This window comes from Minwuia sp. IMCC3009, assembly GCF_029909415.1.
In the GTDB taxonomy this organism is placed as follows: domain Bacteria; phylum Pseudomonadota; class Alphaproteobacteria; order Minwuiales; family Minwuiaceae; genus Minwuia.
Window position 1 is genome coordinate 4,095,537 of the sequence record NZ_CP123781.1, and the last position, 19,751, is coordinate 4,115,287.

The 19,751-nt window shown below is 66.3% G+C and carries 19 protein-coding genes; 13 read left to right on the forward strand and 6 right to left on the reverse strand.

Features of this window, described 5'->3' with window-relative positions:
- The first annotated feature begins 366 nt into the window (after positions 1-366).
- Together mtnA and QGV55_RS19160 are read left to right on the forward strand one after the other, a co-directional pair.
- Positions 367-1,467 carry an S-methyl-5-thioribose-1-phosphate isomerase gene (mtnA, locus tag QGV55_RS19155; protein ID WP_281019033.1) on the forward strand — a complete coding sequence of 367 codons (1,101 nt, stop codon included), beginning with the start codon at positions 367-369 and terminating at the stop codon, positions 1,465-1,467.
- Positions 1,457-2,116 (forward strand): class II aldolase/adducin family protein, encoded by a 660-nt coding sequence (locus tag QGV55_RS19160; RefSeq protein ID WP_281019032.1) that lies wholly within the window; start codon positions 1,457-1,459, stop codon positions 2,114-2,116. Before mtnA ends, QGV55_RS19160 begins: the two co-directional genes overlap by 11 nt.
- Positions 2,117-2,154: 38 nt before the next feature.
- Here QGV55_RS19160 and purN read toward each other — a convergent pair whose 3' ends face one another.
- A complete protein-coding gene (purN, locus tag QGV55_RS19165; protein WP_281019031.1) occupies positions 2,155-2,811 on the reverse strand; it encodes a phosphoribosylglycinamide formyltransferase in 657 nt (218 codons plus the stop codon).
- The gene (gene purM / locus QGV55_RS19170; RefSeq protein ID WP_281019030.1) at positions 2,799-3,902 is read right to left on the reverse strand and encodes a phosphoribosylformylglycinamidine cyclo-ligase; all 1,104 of its coding nucleotides are present in this window, start codon (positions 3,900-3,902) and stop codon (positions 2,799-2,801) included. Before purM ends, purN begins: the two co-directional genes overlap by 13 nt.
- A 15-nt stretch (positions 3,903-3,917) precedes the next feature.
- Between purM and QGV55_RS19175 the strand changes: the two genes are divergently transcribed.
- The 5 genes from QGV55_RS19175 to QGV55_RS19195 all read left to right on the forward strand — a co-directional run bounded on the left by QGV55_RS19175 (position 3,918) and on the right by QGV55_RS19195 (position 8,023).
- Positions 3,918-5,075: a DUF2066 domain-containing protein gene (locus QGV55_RS19175; RefSeq protein WP_281019029.1), complete on the forward strand. Its 1,158-nt coding sequence runs from the start codon at positions 3,918-3,920 to the stop codon at positions 5,073-5,075.
- Positions 5,072-6,178, forward strand: a complete 1,107-nt coding sequence (locus QGV55_RS19180) for an AI-2E family transporter (protein WP_281019028.1) — start codon at positions 5,072-5,074, stop codon at positions 6,176-6,178. Before QGV55_RS19175 ends, QGV55_RS19180 begins: the two co-directional genes overlap by 4 nt.
- Positions 6,175-6,870, forward strand: coding sequence for a DnaA/Hda family protein (locus QGV55_RS19185; RefSeq protein WP_281019027.1), 696 nt, complete (start codon positions 6,175-6,177; stop codon positions 6,868-6,870). Before QGV55_RS19180 ends, QGV55_RS19185 begins: the two co-directional genes overlap by 4 nt.
- A 106-nt stretch (positions 6,871-6,976) precedes the next feature.
- The gene (locus QGV55_RS19190; RefSeq protein WP_281019026.1) at positions 6,977-7,411 is read left to right on the forward strand and encodes a DUF2147 domain-containing protein; all 435 of its coding nucleotides are present in this window, start codon (positions 6,977-6,979) and stop codon (positions 7,409-7,411) included.
- A 60-nt stretch (positions 7,412-7,471) separates the two neighbouring features.
- Positions 7,472-8,023, forward strand: coding sequence for a carboxymuconolactone decarboxylase family protein (locus QGV55_RS19195; protein ID WP_281019025.1), 552 nt, complete (start codon positions 7,472-7,474; stop codon positions 8,021-8,023).
- 9 nt (positions 8,024-8,032) lie between these two features.
- Here QGV55_RS19195 and QGV55_RS19200 read toward each other — a convergent pair whose 3' ends face one another.
- Both QGV55_RS19200 and QGV55_RS19205 read right to left on the reverse strand, forming a co-directional pair.
- Positions 8,033-8,767: a dienelactone hydrolase family protein gene (locus QGV55_RS19200; RefSeq protein WP_281019024.1), complete on the reverse strand. Its 735-nt coding sequence runs from the start codon at positions 8,765-8,767 to the stop codon at positions 8,033-8,035.
- 51 nt (positions 8,768-8,818) lie between these two features.
- On the reverse strand, positions 8,819-9,559 hold the full coding sequence (locus tag QGV55_RS19205) for a cytochrome c biogenesis protein CcdA (RefSeq protein WP_281019023.1): 741 nt from the start codon (positions 9,557-9,559) through the stop codon (positions 8,819-8,821).
- Between the two features lie 147 nt (positions 9,560-9,706).
- Between QGV55_RS19205 and QGV55_RS19210 the strand changes: the two genes are divergently transcribed.
- From QGV55_RS19210 to QGV55_RS19235, 6 genes are all read left to right on the forward strand, one after another.
- Complete coding sequence (locus QGV55_RS19210; RefSeq protein WP_281019022.1) at positions 9,707-10,684, forward strand: NADPH:quinone oxidoreductase family protein; 978 nt, start codon at positions 9,707-9,709, stop codon at positions 10,682-10,684.
- Between the two features lie 203 nt (positions 10,685-10,887).
- Positions 10,888-13,653 carry a calcium-binding protein gene (locus QGV55_RS19215; protein ID WP_281019021.1) on the forward strand — a complete coding sequence of 922 codons (2,766 nt, stop codon included), beginning with the start codon at positions 10,888-10,890 and terminating at the stop codon, positions 13,651-13,653.
- Between the two features lie 72 nt (positions 13,654-13,725).
- Positions 13,726-14,826: a carbohydrate kinase family protein gene (locus QGV55_RS19220; protein WP_281019020.1), complete on the forward strand. Its 1,101-nt coding sequence runs from the start codon at positions 13,726-13,728 to the stop codon at positions 14,824-14,826.
- A gap of 3 nt (positions 14,827-14,829) precedes the next feature.
- Positions 14,830-16,332: a glycerol kinase GlpK gene (glpK, locus tag QGV55_RS19225; protein WP_281019019.1), complete on the forward strand. Its 1,503-nt coding sequence runs from the start codon at positions 14,830-14,832 to the stop codon at positions 16,330-16,332.
- A complete protein-coding gene (locus tag QGV55_RS19230) occupies positions 16,329-17,378 on the forward strand; it encodes an NADP-dependent oxidoreductase (protein WP_281019018.1) in 1,050 nt (349 codons plus the stop codon). The genes glpK and QGV55_RS19230 overlap by 4 nt, the downstream gene beginning before the upstream one ends.
- A complete protein-coding gene (locus QGV55_RS19235; RefSeq protein WP_281019017.1) occupies positions 17,375-18,523 on the forward strand; it encodes an acyl-CoA dehydrogenase family protein in 1,149 nt (382 codons plus the stop codon). The genes QGV55_RS19230 and QGV55_RS19235 overlap by 4 nt, the downstream gene beginning before the upstream one ends.
- Positions 18,524-18,569: 46 nt before the next feature.
- Here the strand turns inward: QGV55_RS19235 and QGV55_RS19240 are convergent, their stop codons facing one another.
- Together QGV55_RS19240 and QGV55_RS19245 are read right to left on the reverse strand one after the other, a co-directional pair.
- Positions 18,570-19,100: a hypothetical protein gene (locus tag QGV55_RS19240; RefSeq protein WP_281019016.1), complete on the reverse strand. Its 531-nt coding sequence runs from the start codon at positions 19,098-19,100 to the stop codon at positions 18,570-18,572.
- Positions 19,101-19,252: 152 nt separating this feature from the next.
- Complete coding sequence (locus QGV55_RS19245; protein ID WP_281019015.1) at positions 19,253-19,684, reverse strand: CBS domain-containing protein; 432 nt, start codon at positions 19,682-19,684, stop codon at positions 19,253-19,255.
- Positions 19,685-19,751 lie beyond the last annotated feature (67 nt).

Consider the following 19,751-nt stretch of genomic DNA (forward strand, 5'->3'; position numbering starts at 1 on the left):
TTGAAGCTCTCTGTCCCGAAACGCGGTTCCCGTTCCGCGCTGTTGCCCATATGACGATGGGGCGCGCGGTTTGGTTACACGCGATTGCGTGAAATCCTGTGATCGATGGGTGTGCGGGCCAGGCTTCGTGAGCGGCTTGAGGACGGGGAGACCTGGAAAATATAATGAAAACAATAAATTGAATGCTGCAGCCGGAACCATGACGGTCTCGGATAGCATGTCTCTCACGTTGAGTTGATGCGTTAGCGGGCGTACATCAGGCGTGGTGATGCCCCGATGCGGCACCGGATTGTCGCGGTGAAACCGATTGTCTGGTGACTGTCAGGGACTATCGTGCGGCGGAGTGCGTGAACAGGAGGTTCTGACGTGAAGGTGGACGGCACACCCCGACGCCCCATCGAGGCGGGTGAGGACGGAAGTTCGGTTCTGATAATCGATCAGACCAGGCTGCCGCACCGGTTCGAAACCGTGACCCTGAAGCGCCTGCCGGAGGTTGCACATGCCATCCGGGCGATGCTGGTGCGCGGCGCACCGCTGATCGGTGCCACGGCGGCCTATGGCGTTGCGCTGGCGATGCGCGATGATCCGAGTGACGACGGTCTGGCCCGCACCATCGAGACCCTGCGCGAGACGCGACCGACAGCGGTGAACCTGTTCTGGGCACTGGAACGGATGCGGGTCGCGCTGCACAACCAGGCACCCTCCGCCCGGGCCGGACTGGCCTGGCAGACTGCCGGCGAGATCGCGGAGGAGGATGTCGCGATCAACTCGGCGATCGGCGACAATGGGCTGAAGCTGATCGAGGCGGCGGCGGAGGCCCGCCCCTCCGGTCCCGTCAATGTGCTGACCCACTGCAATGCGGGCTGGCTGGGGACGGTGGACTGGGGTACGGCGCTCAGCCCGATCTACAAGGCGCATGACCGGGGGATCGACGTTCATGTCTGGGTCGACGAGACCCGGCCCCGCAACCAGGGGGCATCGCTGACGGCCTGGGAGCTGGGTGCGCACGGGGTTCCGGCGACGGTCATCGTCGACAATGCCGGCGGGCACCTGATGCAGCATGGGCAGGTGGATCTCTGCATCGTCGGTACGGACCGCACCACCCGGACCGGGGATGTCTGCAACAAGATCGGGACCTATCTGAAGGCGCTGGCGGCGCATGACAATGGTGTGCCGTTCCATGTCGCCCTGCCGGGACCGACCATCGACTGGAAGGTGCGGGACGGCGTGCGCGAGATCCCGATCGAGGCACGCGGCGCGGAGGAAGTCGGTCGCATCGCCGGGCGCCTGCCGGATGGCACGGTCACGGAGGTTGAGATCCTGCCGCTGGGCGCGGGCGCGGCCAATCCGGCCTTCGATGTCACGCCTGCACGCCTGATCACCGGCCTGATCACGGAGCGCGGCCTGTGTCCGGCGACGGAGGCGGGACTGCTCTCGCTCTATCCGGAGATGCAGGATGGCGGCTGACGGTCAGAAGACGGATGCGCGGGGGCAGCTGCTTGCCGCGGCGCAGGCCATGTTCGCGGTCCGGCTTTCGCCCGGGACGTCCGGCAACCTGAGCATTCGTGATGGTGCGGGATTCTGGATCACGCCGTCCGGTGTGCCCTACGACAGGCTGGACGCGGAGATGATGGTCCACATGGACATGAAGGGGAAATGGTCCGGCCCTCTGAAACCGTCCAGCGAGTGGCGCTTTCATCTGGATGTCTACAGGGCGCGGCCTGACGCCGGTGGCATCTGCCACACCCATTCCCTGCATGCCACGGCGCTGGCCTGCCGGGGGGAAGGCATCCCGGCGTTCCACTACATGGTCGCGGCCGCGGGTGGCGCGGACATTCGCTGCGCCCCCTATCGGACCTTCGGTACGCAGGACCTGTCGGATGTGGCGCTGACCGCGCTGGACGGTCGGCGGGCCTGCCTGCTGGCCAACCACGGGGTGATCGCGCTCGGTCCGACGGTCGAGAAGGCCCTGAATCTGGCGCAGGAAGTCGAGGTGCTGGCGCAGCAATTTATCCTGTCGCGCCAGATCGGTGGCCCGGCCATCCTCTCCGCGCGGGAGATGGAAACGGTGCTGGAGAAGTTCCGGACCTACGGCCAGCAACCCGCCCGAACCTGAACGCCGTCAGCCCTGAAAGCGGTCAGGGCTGAAATCGGTCAGGCCTGTGGGTTGACCAGGATGACGCCTTCCGCCTCTTGATCCTTCACGTCGATATTGACGGCATCGCCGACGACGCGGGCACGCCCCTCCGCCACCAGGCGCACCGCAAGGGGGTAGATCCGGTGTTCCACCTGCAGCACCCGCGCGGCGAGACGGTCCGGAGTGTCGCTGGAAATGACCGGCACGACCCCCTGGACGATGATCGGCCCCTCATCCATCTCCGCCCTGACGAAATGCACCGTGCAGCCGGTGAACTTCACCCCGTAGTCCAGCACCCGTTCATGGGTGTTCAGACCCTTGAATGCCGGCAGCAGGGAGGGGTGGATGTTGATGATCCGGTCACGCCAGTGGTCGACGAAGCCCTTGGTCAGCAGCCGCATGAAACCGGCCAGGCAGACCAGGCGCACCTGATGTGCCTCCAGCGCCTCGGTCAGGGCGCTCTCGAACGCGGCGCGGCCGTCATGTGCCTTGTGGTCGATGACACAGGTCTCGATTCCGGCATCCGCCGCCCGTTGCAGCCCCTGGACACCGGCGATGTTGGAGATCACGACCGTGATCTCTGCCGGGAAGGCCGGGTCCGCCGCTGCGTCGATCAGGGCCTGCAGGTTACTGCCGCGACCGGAGATCAGGACTCCGAGTTTCAGACGTGCCAACGATCAAGCCCTGCAATCTCGACACCTTCACCGGATACGACGGTGCCGATGTCATGCACCCGCTCGCCCTTGTAGGTCAGGAAGGCGATCAGCTTCTCGGCCTCCGCCGCCGGGACGACGGCGATCATGCCGATGCCGCAGTTGAAGGTGCGGGCCATCTCCGCCGGCGCCACGCCGCCCTCCCGCATCAGCCAGCCAAAGACCGGCGGCAGTTCCCAGCAGGCGGTGTCCAGCCGGACGCCCAGCTCCTTCGGCAGCACGCGCGGGATATTCTCGGTCAGCCCGCCACCGGTGATGTGCGCCAGCGCGGTGATGCCGCCCAGCCGGATCGCGGCCAGCAGATTCGTCACGTAGATGCGGGTCGGCGTCAGCAGACTCTGGCCCAGCGCGATGTCCGGGTCATAGGGTGCCGGGGCAGCCAGATCGGCGCCACTGCGCTCCACGATCCGGCGCACCAGCGAGAAACCGTTGGAGTGAATGCCGGACGAGGCCAGCCCCAGGATGCGGTCACCGGGCTGGATGGCGTCCGTACGGGGCAGCAGGCTGTCGCGCTCCACCGCGCCGACGCTGAATCCGGCCAGATCGTACTCGCCCGGCCGATAGAGGCCGGGCATCTCCGCTGTTTCACCGCCGATCAGGGCGCAGCCGGAGAGGCGGCAGCCTTCCGCGATGCCAGCAACCACATCGGCGGCCTGATCCACGGACAGTGCCCCGGTGGCGAAGTAGTCGAGGAAGAAAAGCGGCTCCGCGCCCTGCACGATCAGATCGTTGACGCACATGGCAACCAGGTCCTGCCCCACCGTGTCATGACGCCCCACATCGCCCGCCAGGGTCAGCTTGGTGCCGACACCATCGGTCGCGGCGACCAGCAGCGGATCGGTGTAGCCTGCGGCCTTGGGGTCGAACAGGCCGCCGAATCCGCCAATGCCGCCGATGGAACCGGGGCGGTTGGTGGAGGCTGTATCGGCCTTGATCCGGTCGACCAGTGCGTTGCCGGCATCGACATCGACGCCCGCATCGCGGTATGTGAGCCCGTTCGTGATGACGCCCTCCGCCCGCTCGGCTAAAGTGAGGGCAGACGATGCCGCCAACGGAGTCCGATTGCAATGCCTGGCCACGTCTTGCGCCATCTGTCGCGCCTGTCGCTGATGCGGCGGGGCATGATGCCTGCCCTGTTTCTCGTGATCCTGCTCTGCGCGGTCGGCGCGCCGCAGGCGCGCGCGGCTGTCGATGACCTGTACACGGTGTCGGCGATTCCCGTGGACGTGGTGTCGGAAAGCGCTGATCTGGCCAAGCAGCAGGCGGTCGCCAGCGCCCGGCAGCAGGCCGCGGTGACCCTGATGCAGCGTCTGACACGGAAAGCCGACTGGTCCCGGCTGCCGGTCCCCGATGACGGAACCCTGTCCGGCATGGTCGCATCCTTCCAGGTGGCGAACGAGAAGACAGCACCTGACCGCTATATCGCGGATCTGACCTTCAGTTTTCAGCCGGACGTGGTGCGGGGCCTGCTGAACAGCGCCGGGATACCGTTCACGGAAACCCGGGCCCTGCCCGCTGTCATCCTGCCGGTGCTGCGCGCCGGGGGAGACATGGCGCTCTGGGCGGACCCGAATCCCTGGCTGGCGGCCTGGGCGCGTTTCGATGGCCGTGACCGGCTGGTGCCGATCATTGCCCCCTTCGGCGACGTTGATGACGTGCTCGCGATCTCTGCCGAACAGGCGGTGACCGGACAGCCGGGCCCGCTCGAAGCCATGGCCGAACGGTACCGCGCCGAAAGCGTGCTCGTTGCCGATGCCTCCCTGACCGTGGATACGGAACAGGGCGTGGCCCGCATCGATATCCTGCTGCACAGCTTCGGTCCCGATCCCTACCCGTCCGTGATCCGCAGTTTCGAGAGCACCCCTGATGCCGATGTCGTCCAGTTCATGAATGCCGCGGTCGACCTGATGGTGGTGGAGATCGAGGATCTGTGGAAGCAGCGCACCATCGAGAACTTCGGCGACCTGCGCCTGCTGAGCGCGCTGGTACCGATTCGGGGCCTGGCCGACTGGCAGGATCTGGAACGCACGATCAGCTCGACATCCGTCGTCCGGCAACTGGAACTGACCCAGATCTCGGTGCGGGACGCGATCGTGGTGCTGCACCACCTGGGTGACGATGCGCTGCTGCGCCGGGCGCTGGCGCAACAGAACCTGATCCTGGCCGAGAAGGATGGGTACTGGACCATCCGCCGCGCGGGCGACGTCGCGGGTGTGCAGCAGTGAGTCCGCTGCGGCAGACACTGTTCTGGCTGATCTTCGTCGCTGTTCTGGGCTTCATGGTCTTTGCGCTGCGCGACATGCTGCTGCCCTTCGTGGTGGGCATGGCCGTGGCCTACCTGAGCGACCCGCTGGCCGACTGGCTGGAGCGGATGCGCCTCAGCCGCAATCAGGCCACCATCATCATCACGGCGGGCTTCATCATCATCCTGCTGCTGGGTCTGCTGATCCTGGTGCCGCTGGTGGTGCGTCAGGCCGGTGAACTGCTGCTGCAACTGCCCGGTTATGTCGAGCAGGCGACGAAACTGCTGCAGCCCTATGTCATGAACATGCTGGAGGCGGCCTCCGACCGCGGCGTCGATGTCAGCCGCGATGACGGCGCCCAGGCATTGAAGGAATATGCCAGTCAGGCCGTGAAGTTCTTCACCGAACTCGCCGGAAACCTGGTGCGCGGCGGGGCGGCCCTGCTGAATTTCCTGTCCCTGCTGGTGATCACGCCCATCGTCACCTTCTACCTGCTGTACGAATGGGACAATATCGTCGAGAAGATCAATGGCTGGCTGCCGCGCCGCTATGCCACCACGATCCGCAAGCTGGTGCAGGACATCGACCGGACCCTGGCCGGTTTCGTGCGGGGCCAGGGCACGGTCTGCCTCGTGCTGATGATCTATTATTCGACCACCCTCAGCCTTTCCGGGCTCAGCTTCGGCTTCCTGATCGGCCTGCTTTCCGGTGCGCTGTCGTTCATTCCCTTCGTCGGCGCGATCTTTGGTGCCATCACCTCCATCGGTCTGGCGATCCTGCAGTTCTGGCCCGATGACATGGCGCGGGTGGCCATCGTGCTGGCCATCTATGTCATCGGACAGGTGGCGGAAGGCTATGTCCTGACGCCGAAACTGGTTGGTGACCGCATCGGCCTGCATCCGGTCTGGGTCATGTTCGGTGTGCTGGCTGGCGGGGTGCTGTTCGGTTTCGTCGGGATGCTGCTGGCGCTGCCGGTCAGTGCCGTGATCGGTGTGCTCGTCCGCTTCGGCCTCGACCAGTACCTGCGCAGTCACTTCTATGACCCTGCGAACGCGGAAGAGGGCGGCAAGACGCCGGAGACATGAAGCGCCCGACCCAGCAACCGCTCGCCCTTGAACTGGCCCCGCGATACGGGCGCGAGGACTTCATGCCCGCGCCGTGCAACGCCGATGCCCTGTCATGGATCAGCAACTGGCCTGACTGGCCCGGTCCGGCACTTGCGCTGCATGGCCCCGCAGGGGCGGGCAAGACGCACCTGCTGCACATCTGGGTGGCGGCGAGCGAGGGCGTGCTGCTGCAGGGTCCCGACCTGACGCTGGAGGCGGCGCACGACCTGGCCGGCACGCCGGTCGCCATCGACCGCGCCGATGCCATGGTGCAGCCGGAGCCGTTCCTGCATCTCTACAACATGCAGCGGGAGGCGGGGGCGCATCTGCTGTTCGCCGCACGCACACCGCCGGCAAACTGGACACATGGCCTGCCGGACCTTTCGTCCCGGCTTGCCACGGCCCCGGCAGTGGAGATCCGCCAGCCTGACGACAGCCTGCTTTCCGCGCTGCTGCTGAAGTATGCCAGTGATCGCCAGCTTGATCTGACCCCGTCCGCCTATGCCTACCTGCTGCCGCGCATGGATCGATCCTTTGCCGGCGTGCAGGCAATCGTTGCCCGACTGGATCGCGCAGCGCTGGGTCAGCAGAAGCGTCATGTCAGTCGTGATCTCGTCATCGCGGTCCTGGCCGGGGACGATGGTGTCAACGGCGGCGTCGATGAAGGTTGATGCTTTCAGCCGCTGTGGTGTCACGACTATATTGACCCCTGCACAGCAGAACGCGGGACATGTCTGGCGACCTGTCCCCGGCATTCGCCCAGCAACGGAGAATTCGATGCGCACCTTGAAGATGCTTTTCGCACTTTCGGCTCTATCGCTCTACTCGGCGTCGGCCCTTGCCGCGTCCGATCCTGTGGAAGGTGTCTGGCTGACAGAGAATGGCGGCGCCCACATCGAGATCGCACCCTGCGAGAATTCCATGTGCGGCACGATCATCTGGCTGAAGGAACCGAACCGCAAGGACGGTACGCCGAAACGTGACATCAACAATCCCGACGAGGCCAACCACGACAATCCGATCATCGGCCTGCAGATGATCCGGGGCTTCGAGAAGGAGGCGCCCGGCGTCTGGGAAGATGGCGAGATCTACGATCCGGAAAGCGGCAAAACCTATGATTCCAACATGCTGTCGAAGGACGCCAACACGCTGGAAGTCGAGGGCTGCGTGCTGTTCCTCTGTCAGGAGCAGACCTGGACCCGCATCAAGTAGTCCGCCCTGCATCCCTGCCTGCCGAAATATTCTTTACCTGACTGACGGAGCATCCCGACCATGGCCCGAATCCCGCTGCTGACCGCCGCAGACGCAAACGACAGCAATCGCGATGTGCTGCAGCGTGACGTCAATATCTACTATGCCCTGGGCCATGTGCCGGGCGCGGCGCGGGGGTTCAGTCAGATGGGCCTCTGGCTGCGCTTCGATTCGGCACTGGATACCCGCCTCAGGGAGCTCGCGATCCTGACGGTGGGCTATGTGGAGCGTGCGGCCTACGAATGGGCACATCACATCGAACTGGGCTATCAGTTCGGTGTCACCGACGCGGATATCGAGCGGCTGATCGCGGAGCTGGAGGGCGCGGAGACGGATCTGGAGCCGGTCGCGAAGCAGGTGATCGCCGCCGCGCGGGAGGTGACGCAGGACGGTGCCATGACCGACGCCACCTGGGATGCCCTGTTCCCGGTGTTCGGCAAGGAGAAGATGATCGAGCTGACGGCCGCCATCGCCTTTTACTGCGCCATCGTGCGGGTGCTGAAGACCCTGCAGGTCGAGCTGGAGCCGGATGTGCAGCAGTTCATCGACCGCTGGCCGCTGCCCGCGAACTGACAGCGCGCCTCAGAGCGCGGTGGAGATGCCTGCGGTTGCTGTCAGCCTGCCACTGAAGACACTGGTCAGGAACGAGGTGGCGACCTCGATCCCGTCCGGGGCGATGCCGTGACCGGTGCCGGCGCTGACGTGAAACCCGACCGGCAGGCCCGCGTGGCCCAGTGCGCCGGCCGCATGAAACATCGCCAGGGCCGGAACCATGTCGTCGTGATCGCCGTGGATCAGCTGGACCGGTGCGGCGGAGGTGATCTCCTGCGCCAGCGTCTCGCCGCCCAGCAGGGCACCGGAGAAACCGACGATACCCGCCAGGGGCGCCGCCCGGCGCAGGCCGACATGCAATGACAGCATCGTGCCCTGGCTGAAACCGATCAGGGCCACGTCCCGGTCCTGCAGTCCATGACTGTCCCGCTCCTGATCCAGGAATGCGTGCAGCATCGGCGCGACCTGGTCGGCGCGGCTGCCCATGGCGCCATAGCGCTCGACCATCTGCTTCGGGTCGCCACTGGCGCGGGCAGGGTCATCGAGATCGATGGCGAACCACTGACGGCCCATGGGGGACATGTCACAGGGCTCCGGGGCATTGGGGGCGACGAAGGCCGCATCGGGCAGGCTGCGCGCCAGATAGGGGGCCAGCCCGATCAGGTCCTGACCGTCCGCGCCATAGCCATGCAGCAGCACGACAAGCTGTTTCGGCCGGTCACCGCGCGCCTGCGGGTGACGGGGACCGTCGAGGGGGCTGGGCATGGCGTGGGCCTTCGTGTTTCAGGTTTCTGTACCGGGCCGCATCCTACAGCCTCAGCCGATCGTCGCCAGTCCCGGAAACAGCTCCAGCAGCCAGATCGCGAGGATCTGCAACTGGTTGGTGAAGATCAGCACACCGGTCACGATCAGCAGCAGGCCGGTGCCGACCTCCACCTTGTGCAGATGGCGGCGAAAGCGGACCAGGAAGCCCATGAAGGCGCGGACCGCCAGCGCCGCCAGCAGGAACGGGATGCCGAGCCCCAGGGCATAGACCGCCAGCAGCGCCGCGCCGGTGGCGACATTCTGCTCACTCGCCGCCAGGGCAAGGATGGTGGCGAGGATCGGACCGATGCAGGGGGTCCAGCCGAAGCCGAAGGCCATGCCGAGCAGATAGGCGCCGGGAGCCTTCAGGTTCTTCGTGCCGGCGGCGAAGCGGGCTTCCCGATAGAACAGGCCGATCCGCAGCAGACCGATCATGTGCAGGCCGAACAGCACGATGACCACGCCCGCGACCTTGGCCAGCACGTCCATCCAGGGGCGTATCAGTTCGTTGATCGCGCTGGCGGAGGCGCCGAGAGCCACGAAGACAGTGGTAAAGCCGAGCACGAAGAAGACGGCCATCAGCACCACGCGGCGCGTCAGGGCCGGGTCCTTGCCTGCCTTCTCGTTCATCTCGTCGAAGTTGGTCCCGGCCATGTAGCTCAGGTAGGCGGGGACAAGGGGCAGCACACAGGGGCTGAGGAACGACACGAACCCGCCAACTGCAGCCCATGCAAAGCTGATCTCTGCTGCCATATCTCGCCTGCTTCCCGACCTGTTGCTATCGTGGGCCCGTGACCCAGCCGATATACATCTGTTTAGGGCCTGTGGGACACAAGGCCAATCAACTGACCGTCAGTGGCGACAGCCTGTCGCTGCCGACCCCCTGGGGAGGGAACCGCAATGCGCGCACTTGTCGTCAACGAACTGGGTACGCCGGACATCATGCGGATGGAAGAGAAGCCCTCTGTTCCGCCGGGACCGGAGGAGATCCGCGTGCGCATCCGCGCCGCCGGTCTCAATTTCCCGGATATCCTGATGATCGCGGGCAAGTACCAGCACAAGCCGCCGCTGCCCTTCATCCCGGGCATGGAAGGCGCGGGCGAGGTGCTGGAGGTCGGGTCGGACGTGACGCAGTTCAGCCCCGGCGACCGGGTCGTCATCCACGCCAAGAACGGCATGTATGCCGAGGAAACCACGCTGCCCGCCGCCTGGGCGATCAGGTTGCCGCAGGCATGGAACTTCGCGGAGGGGGCAGCGTTCTGGTCGGCCTACTGCACCGCCTGGGTCGCGCTGGTCGAACGCGGCGGCCTGCAGGCCGGCGAGACCCTGCTGGTCCATGGGGCCGCCGGTGGGGTCGGCCTGGCCGCGGTCGAGCTGGGCGTGGCGCTGGGTGCCGAAGTCATCGCCGTCGTCGGCAGTGACGAAAAGGCTGCCGCCGTGGCGGAAAAGGGGGCGGCACATGTCATCGACCACCGCCATGAGACCTTCCGTGACAGGGTTCTGGAGATCACGGACGGGCAGGGGGTCGATGTCGTCTATGACCCGGTCGGTGGTGATGTGCTGTTCCAGTCGATGCGGTGCATTGCCTGGGGTGGGCGGCTGCTGGTGATCGGTTTTGCCTCCGGCACCATTCCCGATGTCCCGGCGAACTATGCCCTGCTGAAGAGCTGCTCCCTGATCGGTGTCCGTGCCGGGGAATATGCCCGCCGTGATCCGGCGGCAAGCGCCCGGATGATCAAGGCCATGCTGGCCCTCGCGGCGGAGGGCAAGCTGCGCCCTACCGTTCACCAGACCATGCCGCTGACAGAGGCCGTTGCCGCCCTGGATGTCATCTCCAGCCGCGGCGTGATCGGCAAGATGATCCTGACGGTCGACTGAGACCGGGACGGGCGTTTCCTGCGGTGGATCGGGGCGGGCGAGCGCCGCTGGCCGCGGTTTCGAAATGTAACGTGACGTAACCCGCGCCGGTTTCCTCTTCAAACACTGGCGCGGAACCTGCATTATCACTGGTCGGGGCTCAGATGATCTGTTCATTTCCAGGTTGTGGGGCCCCGGAATGCACTCGCGGGATGTGACTCACCATGGCCGATACTGAAATTGTTCTTTTGCCGGAAGAGGATGGCAGGGTCGGCAAGGTCGCGGTGACCGGCGCTCAGGGGTCCGTGCTGCTGGAACGGGCCTTTGATGGCACCAGCGTGGCCACGGGCGCGAACCCCCTCGCCCCTCAGGTACAGCCCGTGGCGAGCATCGCGGAAAGGTTTGCGGCCCTGCTGGCCTTCCAGCAACAGTCGGGTTTCGGGGATCCCGGTCATCTGAAGCAGATGTTCAGACTGGCGCCGGACAGGAATACCGATGATCGCGGGGGGCAGGTGCCAGAGATCGGCAATGTCGCCAGGGGCGCGATCCCGGAACAGGAAACGGTTGAGGAATCCACACCGGCGAAGCGTGCCGAACTCGATGATGACGACGACGACGCGGAAGAGGTCGAGGAGGAGATTGCCGAGGAGACGGGGGAACCTGCTGAAGAGAATCCCCCCCCGCCACCGCGGGACAGGGTGCGCGACGATGATGATGAGGACCTTTTCGGTGACGTCCTCGCGTTGCTGGATCGTGCCTCCCCCCGGGGGCGGCGTTCCCGGCCACGGCGGGATGATGACGACCGGCCGGGGGATGACGACGACCCGTTTCCCGCTGACGACGATGACGAGCTCATCAATGGTGGCAACGGCGGCGAGAACTTTTCCGGCGGAATCGGCAAGGACACCATCGCGGCAGGCCCGGGCGATGACACGCTCGATGGCGGACCCGGCACGGATCTGCTTCAGGGCGGTGACGGCGATGACCGGCTGATCGGCGGTCCCGGCGCTGACCGGCTGGAGGGTGGTCCCGGCATCGATGTCGCCGACTATGGCGGCTCCGGTGAGGCGGTGTCCGTTGATCTCGCAACCGGAGCGACGGCCGGCGGCGATGCGGCGTCGGATACGCTGCAGGGCATAGAGAACGTGATCGGCAGCGACTTCAATGACACCCTGACCGGGGATGACGGCGGCAACCGCCTGGATGGCCGCGACGGCAGCGACACGCTGGATGGTGGCAACGGCAACGACCTGCTGGCACCCGGCGATGGTGATGATCAGGTGATCGGGGGTGCCGGCGACGACTCGATATCCTTCGAGGACAATTCGGTCGGTGTCACGGTCAGCCTGCTCACGGGTGTCGCGACCGACCTGAATGGCGCGACGGATGCGCTGAACGGTATCGAGAACGTGCTGGGCTCGGATTTCGGGGACAGCATCACGGGCGACAACGGCGACAATCGCCTCGCCGGGCGCGATGGTGATGACACGCTAGTCGGCGGTACCGGCGGCGGCGACGACACGCTTGACGGCGGCGACGGTACTGACGTGGTCCGCTATGACAGTGCGACCCAGTCCGTGACGGTGGACCTGAGCGCAAGGCGTGCCACGGGCGCGGAGATCGGAAATGATGACCTCAACGAGATCGAGAATGTCGTCGGCGGCTCCGGCAATGACGACCTGATCGGCGACGATGACGAGAATGCGCTGTCCGGTGGCGCGGGTGACGACACCCTGCGCGGAGGCGAGGATTCCGATACGCTGGACGGCGGCGCGGGCACGGATGCGGCCAGTTTCCAGGGCTCGGCGGCCGGCGTGAGCGTCGATCTGACTGCCGGCACGGGCACCGGAGGTGACGCCGATGGCGATACCTTTGCCAATATCGAGAACGTCTTCGGCTCCAGCAATGATGATTCCCTCACCGGTGACGGGAACGCCAACGTGCTGCACGGCGAGGACGGGGATGACACGCTGACCGGGGCCGGAGGGACCGACACGCTTGTCGGCGGTGATGGCGCGGACAGCCTGTTCGGCGGTGACGGCGCGGACCAACTGTCGGGTGATGGCGGTCGCGACAGCCTCAGCGGAGGTGCCGGAGCGGACCAGCTTACCGGCGATTCCGGTGACGACGTGCTGGAGGGCGGTGCCGGTGCCGATCAGCTTCAGGGTGGTGCGGGGACCGACACGGCCTCCTTCGCCGGGGCTGGCGCAGGTGTGGCCTTCGCCTTCGCGAACACGGACGGGCCGGGCATAGCGGGCGATTTCAGCAACACGGCAGCCGGTGGGCTGGCGGGCGACGCCAACGGCGACAGCTTCGCAAGTATCGAGGCCTTCATCGGCTCGGATTTCGCTGACTCGGTGGGTGGTGGATCCGTGGACATGACCTTCACCCTGGGCGCGGGAGACGACCGCTTCGACACCCCGGCGGGAATCAATGTGGTGGATATCGTGTTTGGCGGTGATGGCGCCGACCTTGCCTTCACCGGCGATGGCAACGACAGCGTCGAGGGCGGCGCAGGCAACGACAGCCTGCGCGGTGAGGCAGGTTCCGACACGCTGATCGGCAATGCCGACAATGACGACCTCAGAGGCGCGGCAGGCAGTGACAGCCTGATCGGCGGTGCGGGTGTCGATACCATGAATGGTGGCACGGGCAGTGACCGGTTTGTCTTTCAGGCGCTGACCGACGGGACCGAGGTCGCGGTGAACGACACGATCGCGAACGTCGGTGCGGCTGTGGATGTCATCAGTGACTTCGGGACCGGTGTCGATCTGCTCGAGTTCGCCAGTGCCGCATTTGGCAATCCCGGACTGGCGCAGACCGTCGGTGCCTACGACGGCACCAATGCCATCGGTGTCGCCGCGGGCGCAACCCTGGTCTTCGACGGGACCCACCTGATCTTCGATCCGGACGTGGATCAGGCGGGCTATGTCGCCATTGCCGACCTCTCCGGTGCCGTTCCGGTTCTGGCTGATATCAGTCTGGTCTGATCGCTTGCCGCCCTGTCCTGCCGTTTGGCAAGGTGACAGTTGCCGGATTCGCCGGTCGGGAGGGCAGCAGCAATGAAGGCACTGACCGTTGGCGGCGCGATGATCGACACCATCGCGCTGATCGACAGTGACCGAATCGAGCGCATGGGTCTTGCCAATGCCGACACCGGCTTCCTGCTGCTGGAGGAAGGCCGCAAGACGGAGGCGCGGGACATCTCCGCCCATTGTGGCGGCGGCGCGGTGAATGCTGCGGTCTCCATGGCGCGTCTGGGGCTTGATACGGCGACCCTGGTGAAGCTGGGCAAGGATGCCAGGGCAGACCAGATTCTGGCGCGGCTTGCGGACGAGGGGGTTTCCACCCGCTTCGCCGTGCGGGACGGACGCCTGCCTACGGGCGCATCGGTCATGGTCGCGGCGCATGACCGCAATGCCGCGATCTTCACGTTTCGCGGGGCCAATACCCTGCTGCAGACGGCGGACCTGCGCGATGATGCCTTCGCGATGGACCTGGTCTATATCTCCGGCCTTTCTAACGAGTCTGCCGCCTGTTTCGGCGATCTGGTGCGCCGGGCGGGTGCCGCCGGGGCCATGGTGGCGACCAATCCCGGCCTGCGTCAGCTCACGGCGCGACAGGACGCATTCTACGGCTGCCTCGACGGTGTCGGCATCCTCTCCATCAACCGTGCGGAAGGGGATGCGCTGGTCCCGTCCCTGATCGCCGAGTTCGGGGAGGGGGGGCCTGCGCTGCCGCTCGACGCGGGCGAGCCACCCTATTCACTGGTCGGGCGCGGCTTTGCCTCGGGCGGGTTCCAGATGTCGGCCCGCGCCTTCTTCCAGGCCATCCTGTCGAAGGGGCCTGGCAGGGTGCTGGTCACCGCCGGGCGGGATGGATCCTACCTGGCTGACAGCGCCGGTTTGCATCACTGTCCTGTGCTGGAGGTCGAGGTGGCGGGCACCGCAGGTGCAGGTGACGCCTTCGGTTCGACTTTTGCCGCGCTTACCTGCCAGGGCCTGCCCGTGGAGGATGCCCTGCGCGCGGCCGCCATCAATGCCGCCTCCGTCGTCGGCCACATCGATACCCAGACCGGCCTGCTGACGCGGGATGCCCTGCTGGACCGGGTGGCGCAACTGAAGGACACTCTGCCGATCCGGTTCTGGGCGTGGGGGGAATAGCGGATGGGGACGTACATTCTGGCCATCGATCAGGGGACGACATCCAGTCGTGCCATCCTGTTCGACCGGGACATGAGCGTTGTCGCCCTGGCGCAGTCCGAGTTCCCGCAGCATTTTCCGGCTTCCGGCTGGGTCGAGCATGAGGCGGAGGATCTCTGGTCCACCACCCTGGAGACCTGTCGCAAGGCTCTGAAACTGGCGGGGGTGGAGGCTGCGGATGTTGCCGCGATCGGCATCACCAACCAGCGGGAGACCACCGTCGTCTGGGACCGGGCGACGGGCAGGGCGATCCACAGGGCCATCGTCTGGCAGGACCGGCGCACGGCAGACCGCTGTGCGGAACTGAAGGCGGCGGGGCATGAGGCGACGGTCGCGGCCCGTACCGGCCTGCTGCTCGACCCCTATTTCTCCGGCACCAAGGTGGCGTGGATCCTGGATCACGTGGAGGGCGCGCGGCAGCGGGCGGAGGCGGGCGAGCTTGCCTTCGGGACGGTCGACAGCTTCATCCTCTGGCGGCTGACCGGCGGGCGGATCCATGCGACCGACGCCACCAATGCCTCCCGCACCCTGCTCTACGACATTCACGAAGGGGCCTTTGCCCGTGAACTGCTCGACCTGATCCGGGTGCCTGCCGCGATGCTGCCGGATGTGAAGGATTCGTCGGGTCTCTTCGGCGAGACCGATCCGGACCTGTTCGGGCGCGCCATTCCCGTGCGCGGTATCGCGGGGGACCAGCAGGCCGCAACGGTGGGGCAGGGATGTTTTCAGCCCGGCATGATGAAATCGACCTATGGCACCGGCTGCTTCGCCCTGCTCAATACCGGTGACGCGCCGGTGGCTTCGAGGAACCGGCTGCTGACCACGGTGGCCTATCAGCTTGGGGGGCAGAGGACCTACGCTCTCGAAGGCTCGATCTTCGTGGCCGGGGCGGCGGTGCAATGGCTGCGCGACGGTCTGGGCATCATCGGCAAGGCGTCGGAGAGCGGCGTGCTGGCGGAGAAGGCGGACCCGGCGCAGGCCGTCTATCTGGTGCCTGCCTTCACCGGCCTCGGCGCACCGCACTGGGATGCGGACGCGCGCGGTGCCCTCTATGGCATGACCCGCAATACCGGCCCGGCGGAGCTGGCGCGCGCGGCACTGGAATCCGTCTGCTACCAGACCCGTGATCTGCTGGAGGCAATGCGCAAGGACTGGCCGGCCAGCGAGGAGGCGGACACGGTGCTGCGGGTCGATGGCGGCATGGTGGCCTCCGACTGGACCATGCAGTGCCTTGCCGACACGCTGGGGGTGGAGGTGGACCGCCCGACGGTGCTGGAGACCACGGCACTGGGTGCCGCCTATCTGGCCGGGCTCGATGCCGGTTTCTATCCGGAGCCTGACCGGTTCGCCGAGACCTGGAAACTGGACCGCCGCTTTGCACCGAAACAGGCGGCGGCGGTGCGCGACGCCCGCTATCGCGGCTGGCAGGATGCGGTGCGTCGCACTCTGACGGGGGCAGCATCATGACCGCCACGACCCGCCGTATCGTGCTCGCCCGCTTCTGCGACGGGCCGCCCGTCGCCGAAGACTTCCGCATCGAGGAAGCGCCAATGCCGGAACCGCGCGCGGGCCAGTTCCTGGTGCGCAATATCCTGATCTCGGTCGATCCCGGCACCCGTTCCCGCCTGTCGGGCAAGCCCAGCTACATCCCGCCGCTGAAGCTCGGGGCCACCGTCGGGGCATTCTCGATCGGCGAGATCATCGAGAGCCGTCACCCGGACTTCGCGCCGGGGGAGATCGTCTCGCTCGCCGACGGCTGGGCCGAGCATGTGATCGGCGATCCGCGCGGCTTCGTGCGGCGCATCACAGACCGCCGCCTGCCACTGGCTACCTGGCTTGGCGTACTGGGGGTTTCCGGCATGACCGCGTGGTTCGGTCTGCACCGGGTCGCCAGCCTGAAGGCGGGGGAGACCGTGGTGGTGACCTCGGCCGCCGGGGCCGTCGGTTCCGCAGCGGGGCAGCTTGCGCGCCTGCATGGCTGCACCGTGATCGGGGTCGCCGGAGGACAGGCCAAGTGTGACTGGATGACCGGTGTGGCGCAGTTCGATGCCGCCATCGACTACAAGGCGACCGGCGATCTGTCTGCGGCCATCGCCGCTGCCGCACCGAAGGGCGTCGATGTCCTGTTCGACAATGTCGGCAATGCGATGATCGACCAGGTCATTCCGCTGATGCGGCAGAACGGGCGCATCGTCGTGTCCGGGCAGGTGGATGCCTACAACAGTGACGAATCGGCGGTGGCGGGCATTCGCAATACCCGCGCCTTCATCACCCACCGGCTGATGATGCAGGGTCTGGTTGTCTTCGATGACCTGCCCAACTGGGGCGCGGCGGAGACGGCCATGGCCGACCACATGGTGCGCGGCGAACTGGCAGGCCGCTGGGAAGTGCTGCCCGGCGGGCTTGAGGCGACACCGGAGGCCTTTGCCGGCCTGTTTCGCGGGGAGAATACCGGTCGGCGGCTCGTCCGGCTTGCCCCGGATCCCGATGATTTTCCGAAGGACACGTCATGACCCTGCAAACCGACGTTGCGGCACTGCTGCCGGAGATTGCCACACGGGCGCCGGAGACCGAGAAGGCGCGCCGTCTGCCCGCCGATCTGGCGGCGAAGATGGCCCGCGCGGGCCTGTTCCACATGATGGTGCCCCGGGCCATCGGTGGTCTGGAATGCGATGCGGCCACGGCACTGTCGATGATGCGCCAGGTCGGGGCCGCCGACGCTGCCGCAGGCTGGTGCACGATGATTGCCGCCACCTCCGCCTACAAGGCAGGGTTCCTGGAACCGTCCGTGGCGCAGCACATCTATGGCGCGCGAGACGGCATCTTCGGCGGTGTCTTCGCCCCCATGGGCCGCGCGGTCGTGGAGGGTGACGGCTATCGCGTCAACGGGCGCTGGGCCTGGGCCTCCGGTTCCGCCAACTGTACCTGGCTGGCAGGCGGTGCCGTGATCATGGCGGACGGCAAGCCGATGCTGCTGGACAACGGCATGCCCGATTCACGCATGGTGATCTTTCCGGCGGCGGAGGCGGAACTGCTCGACACCTGGCATTCCACCGGACTGGCGGGGACCGGGTCGGGTGACATGCAGGTGACGGATCTGTTCGTCCCCGCCAGCCATTCGGTATCGCTGATGCACGATACGGCGACGGCGGATGGCCCGCTCTACCGCTTTCCCACCTTCGGCCTGCTGGCGCTTGGCATCGCGGCGGTGGCGCTGGGCAATGCGGCGGCAGCCGTGGATGACCTGGTGGCGCTGGCCGCGACGAAGAAGCCGACGGGCGGACGGCGCACACTGGCCGAACGCGGCATGGCGCAGGCCGACCTGGCACGCGCCACCGCAAGCCTCAGCGGTGCGCTGGCCTTCGTCGAGGATGTGGTCGGAAAGGCATGGGCCGAGGCCGAGGCAGGCAATGATCTCGGCACGGAGACCCGCGCCGGGCTGCGGCTGGCGGCGACCCACGCGACCCGGACCTCCGCCGATGTGGCGCGATCGATGTACGACATTGCCGGTGGCGACTCGGTCTTCCTGTCGTCGCCGCTGCAGCGTCGTTTCCGGGATGCACACACCATGACGCAGCACATGATGGTCAATGGCTCGACCTATGAACTGACCGGTCGGGTGCTCTTCGGCCTGCCGACCGACGCGACCTTCATCTGAGGGGCTTTCCGGGTCGGGGGTTCAGTCCATCCGCAGCCGGTTCGGGCTACTTGCCGCCGCTCTTTGACGGGCGCGGGTCCTTCATGCCGAGTTCGGCGAGCGCGGCCTGCCAGTCGTCCTCGAAGTAGCTCTTGTCGGCGCAGGCGGCGTTGTAGTCCTTGACCAGCTGGTTCAGCTGATCGCGGCGACGGTCCAGGGTCGGCAGCATCTCTTCGTTGTAGGTGTCGATCATGGTCCGGTGCCGCTCCACCCGGGCGTTGTATTCCTTCACGGCGGCGGGGTCGGTGCCGTCGATCTGCTTGCGACGGCGGTCGAGCTCCTTTTCCAGCGCGGTAATGCGGCTGCGGTGCGCGGTCATGCTGGCCTGGTAGTCGGTGAGGCGCTTCTCCAGGTCACCCAGGCGCTGGTCCTGGCGCAGGCAGGCGCGAATGTCGGCAGGCTTCAGGGTGCCCGCGTCATAGACCTTGATAACTTCAGCGTCCTGCGCCGGGTCTGCCGATTTCTGGGCCGCCGCCGGCCCGGCAAGCACCATGGCCGACACGGCAGTTGCCGCCGCAAGATTCATCAGCATTCTCATCAGACCATCACCTGCACTGCGTTGAATGTCAGCGCTCATTATCGGCGGGCGAGTCAGGCGAGCACAAGGTGGCATTGCGGCAAAGCTGTGTCACCCGTGCCCGCCGTCCGGTCCTGACGGACATTTTCAGCGGCGGAACGCGGGCCGCGACTTCAGCCGGTACGGATGTACTCCCGCATCGCGTCCGCTTCATGCTGCAACTCGTCGACCCGGTTCTTGACGATGTCGCCGATGGAGATGATGCCACAGAGCACGTTCGCCTCCACGACCGGCAGATGGCGGATGCGGTGTTCCGTCATCATCCGCATCAGGTCGGCCACGGCGTCGGACTGATCGCAGGTGATCACGTCACCGGTCATGATGTCCGCGGCGGTACGCTCCAGCGCGTCGCAGCCATGCGTGGCAAGGGCGCGGACCACGTCGCGTTCGGAGACGATGCCGTTGATGCGGTGACCATCGTCGGACACCACCAGGGCACCCACGCGCTCGGTCTTCAGGCGCCCGACAACACTCTCGACGGAAGCGTCGGGACGCACGGTGGCAACATCACCACCCTTGGCATGCAGCAGGGTTGAAACAAGCATTCCATGAACCTCCTCAATGGGGTCCGCTGGAGCGCTGTTCTGTCGGTCAGGCCATTGAGATCGTGGC

What these genes read in the sequence shown, in the direction of transcription:
- QGV55_RS19160 (WP_281019032.1), top strand. Translation starts at nt 1,457, where the DNA reads ATGGCGGCTGACGGTCAGAAGACGGATGCGCGGGGGCAGCTGCTTGCC.
- QGV55_RS19175 (WP_281019029.1), top strand. Translation starts at nt 3,918, where the DNA reads ATGCCTGGCCACGTCTTGCGCCATCTGTCGCGCCTGTCGCTGATGCGG.
- QGV55_RS19185 (WP_281019027.1), top strand. Translation starts at nt 6,175, where the DNA reads ATGAAGCGCCCGACCCAGCAACCGCTCGCCCTTGAACTGGCCCCGCGA.
- QGV55_RS19190 (WP_281019026.1), top strand. Translation starts at nt 6,977, where the DNA reads ATGCGCACCTTGAAGATGCTTTTCGCACTTTCGGCTCTATCGCTCTAC.
- QGV55_RS19195 (WP_281019025.1), top strand. Translation starts at nt 7,472, where the DNA reads ATGGCCCGAATCCCGCTGCTGACCGCCGCAGACGCAAACGACAGCAAT.
- QGV55_RS19200 (WP_281019024.1), bottom strand. Translation starts at nt 8,767, where the DNA reads ATGCCCAGCCCCCTCGACGGTCCCCGTCACCCGCAGGCGCGCGGTGAC.
- QGV55_RS19205 (WP_281019023.1), bottom strand. Translation starts at nt 9,559, where the DNA reads ATGGCAGCAGAGATCAGCTTTGCATGGGCTGCAGTTGGCGGGTTCGTG.
- QGV55_RS19210 (WP_281019022.1), top strand. Translation starts at nt 9,707, where the DNA reads ATGCGCGCACTTGTCGTCAACGAACTGGGTACGCCGGACATCATGCGG.
- QGV55_RS19215 (WP_281019021.1), top strand. Translation starts at nt 10,888, where the DNA reads ATGGCCGATACTGAAATTGTTCTTTTGCCGGAAGAGGATGGCAGGGTC.
- QGV55_RS19220 (WP_281019020.1), top strand. Translation starts at nt 13,726, where the DNA reads ATGAAGGCACTGACCGTTGGCGGCGCGATGATCGACACCATCGCGCTG.
- glpK (WP_281019019.1), top strand. Translation starts at nt 14,830, where the DNA reads ATGGGGACGTACATTCTGGCCATCGATCAGGGGACGACATCCAGTCGT.
- QGV55_RS19230 (WP_281019018.1), top strand. Translation starts at nt 16,329, where the DNA reads ATGACCGCCACGACCCGCCGTATCGTGCTCGCCCGCTTCTGCGACGGG.
- QGV55_RS19235 (WP_281019017.1), top strand. Translation starts at nt 17,375, where the DNA reads ATGACCCTGCAAACCGACGTTGCGGCACTGCTGCCGGAGATTGCCACA.
- QGV55_RS19240 (WP_281019016.1), bottom strand. Translation starts at nt 19,100, where the DNA reads ATGAGAATGCTGATGAATCTTGCGGCGGCAACTGCCGTGTCGGCCATG.
- QGV55_RS19245 (WP_281019015.1), bottom strand. Translation starts at nt 19,684, where the DNA reads ATGCTTGTTTCAACCCTGCTGCATGCCAAGGGTGGTGATGTTGCCACC.